This window comes from Methanosarcina sp. UBA411, from assembly GCF_002495725.1.
In the GTDB taxonomy this organism is placed as follows: Archaea; Halobacteriota; Methanosarcinia; order Methanosarcinales; family Methanosarcinaceae; genus Methanosarcina.
On the sequence record NZ_DAGK01000032.1, the window covers coordinates 1 to 2,921 of the forward strand.

Genomic DNA, 2,921 nt, shown 5'->3' on the forward strand with positions numbered 1-2,921 from the left:
TCAAGAGAGAAGGGATATTGAGGTACAATTTGGATGTCGACATTGTCAGCTTTATCCCCTCCAATGTTCTCCACCTGGACAGTCAGGTTCAGATATTCTCCTATTTTTGCAGGGTAAGGATTTGTTTCGACTATTGTAACTTTCAGATTGGCACCCCCTACAGATGCAGAGGTAGGAGATGTAAACATCGAGGAAACCAAAAACAAAGATAATACAAGAGAGACAAGTGAACATTTGATTTTTGTCATTCTAATTCCACACCCCAATTTGCTTAAGTTCTAAAATACAAAAATGAGTTATTCCGTATTCTGAATGATCCCATCTTTTACGAGCACTATCCTGTCTGCGTGTCCTGCAATTTCAGGATCGTGAGTAATCATCACAATGGTTCTTCCTTTTTCGTTGAGTTTTCTAAACATATTTAGAATTTCACAGCCTGTCTTCGAATCCAGATTTCCAGTTGGCTCATCTGCAAGGAGGATTGCAGGGTCATTGATAAGAGCTCTGGCAATAGCAACTCTCTGAGATTGGCCACCTGAAAGCTCACCCGGCTTGTGGTGCATCCGATCTTCCAGACCCACGAGTTTAAGTAACGCCTTTGCTCTTTCATGAGCATCGACTCCGCTCCTTGTATTGGCATAGGTAGGAAGCTCGACATTTTCAAGAGCTGTAAGTCTGGGGATCAGGTTGAATGTCTGAAAAACAAAACCGATTTCTAACCCTCTGAGCCTAGCAACCTCCTTATCAGATAGTTTATTAATATCCAGACCTTTAATTATGATTCTCCCTTCCGTAGGCCTATCAAGAAAACCTATAAGATTCATAAGTGTGCTCTTCCCTGAGCCAGAGGGTCCCATTATAGCGAGGAATTCTCCCTCGCGCACTTTTAGATTGATATCATGAAGAATTGGGACCTCCAGATCTCCAAGAAAATAACTCTTTTTGAGATCAAGAACTTCAATAACGGGAGCTGATGTCCTATGTGTTTCATCACTCTGCAGATATCTAGAACGGCTCAACTCACATTTAAACGGCTCTTCGTTTGAATTAACTAGGTATTCTCCAGAGGGAAGTTCTCCTTCATGTCTGGAATTTTCGGTTCCGTTCTCCAAAATTGAATCTCTGGGAGCAGAAACATCTGCAATCGAAATCTTCATTTCCATATCCACCCCTCCGTTTTTCATAATACTCAGATTAATTCACAGTATCTGGTTACCATAAGATACAACCTATTCTGATTTTTATACTTAAATCACAACATTAGAGTGATTTTCCAGTGCACTAAATTCGATAAATAAATTTGTAGAGTTATTTATTAAGAAGTTACTTTGAAACTCTTTTCATCCAATCAATATCCAATTGAACTGGTAGAAGAAAGGATTGAAAAAGAAAAGGGTATTCTCCAGAGAGAATAGCCCTTTTACGAGACAAACTTTTATTCATATCTCAAGGCGTCCACAGGATTCATGCGTGCCGCTTTTCTTGCAGGGTATAAGCCAGCAGTTATCCCAACAAGAACCGAAACTGCAATCCCTATTTCAATTAATGTTAAGGGAAAAACCGGAGGAAGTTTAAGGGCGACTTCAAGAGCGTAAGCTCCCAGACCACCGATTGTAGTACCTACTATTCCCCCAAAGAAGCTGACCATTATAGACTCCAGTAAAAAAAGGAATAAAATGTTGGAATTGTTATAACCTACAGATTTCATTATTCCAATTTCTCTGGTTCTTTCAGTTACGGTCACAAGCATAATATTCATGATTCCTATCGAGCCCACAAAGAGAGAGATTAGAGCAAGAGCAAGTAGAAAAGAACTCAAAGCGTCTCCTATTTTTCCAGTCTGCTCAAGAACTTCCTCCTGATTAAAGACGTAATAGGGTTTTAAGTCCTCATCGTCAATATCTCTTTCCGGAACCCCGAAATTCCTGGCTAATCTGCTATCAACTTCATCGGAAATGTCACGAATTTTTTCAGGGCTGTCTGCCATTGCAAGGAAAGCTCCATAGTCATGTTCCCCGATCATCTCATTCATAGTGGAAACGGGAATGAAAACTGTCAAATCATAGTCACTGTCTTCACTCACAACAGTTGGCTTGGAATTTTTCAAGATTCCTTTTACTTTAAAACTCTTCTTCACAACCGTACCGTTTTCCTGTCGAAAAGCGATCTCTACATTGCTTCGATGGGAAATATTCTTACTGAATTCATCATTTGCAATATCGTATCCAAGAACAGCCGCAGCGCTATCTTTATCTGTCAGGAAAGTGCCCTCTTCCATTTGCAGACCCTGAATTTCCTGAAAATCTTTGTTAATTCCTGCAACATTGACGTTTTTAGTTTCAGAAAGATATGTGAGATCTCCACTCATTAATTTTCTTGGAGATACACCAGAAATTCCAGGCGTATTCTTAATGAGATTGTACTCATTATCAAAGAAAAGGTTTGGCTGCTCGCTGGCTGCAATAATAAAATTAGAGCCTACAGAAGAGATCTCATTAGTAAAAAACTGGTTAAAACTAGCACCAAGAGATACGTTAACAACTACTGCAGCTATCCCGATTACTATTCCCAATGTAGTGAGCGCAGATCTGAGCTTAGCACTTCCTATACTCCCTGACGCTATACGGGCTGCCTGTGCAAATTTTATCATATTTTACCCCCATAAATATGATATTAGTTGACTCTTTTCTGATTATTGCTTTCTTCTTCTGTAGAACAAGAAGGCTGCTGGAACAGCAATTACAATAAATCCACCTGTCAGCAAAGTTTTTGAGTTAGATTCATTAGAGCCCGAAGAACTTGCAAAGTTCAGGTTTCCGATAGTGTTTGCATGTCTATTGATTCCGTTATTGTAGTTTGCAGTGAGGCTCATGTTTATCCCTTCTTCCCTACTAACACTCCACGAATTTTCTTCCACAGCA

3 protein-coding genes and 1 pseudogene are annotated in these 2,921 nt (G+C 39.7%); all 4 read right to left on the reverse strand.

Annotation, left to right across the window (positions count from 1 at the left end; translation table 11 throughout):
* A pseudogene (locus BP861_RS12650) lies at positions 1-248 on the reverse strand (hypothetical protein); the annotation flags it as partial.
* 48 nt (positions 249-296) lie between these two features.
* Complete coding sequence (locus BP861_RS12655; protein ID WP_292376084.1) at positions 297-1,163, reverse strand: ABC transporter ATP-binding protein; 867 nt, start codon at positions 1,161-1,163, stop codon at positions 297-299.
* Between the two features lie 272 nt (positions 1,164-1,435).
* Complete coding sequence (locus BP861_RS12660) at positions 1,436-2,650, reverse strand: ABC transporter permease (protein WP_292376086.1); 1,215 nt, start codon at positions 2,648-2,650, stop codon at positions 1,436-1,438.
* Between the two features lie 42 nt (positions 2,651-2,692).
* Positions 2,693-2,921, reverse strand: a 229-nt coding sequence (locus BP861_RS12665) for an LPXTG cell wall anchor domain-containing protein (RefSeq protein WP_292376087.1), incomplete at its 5' end; no start/stop codon positions are given.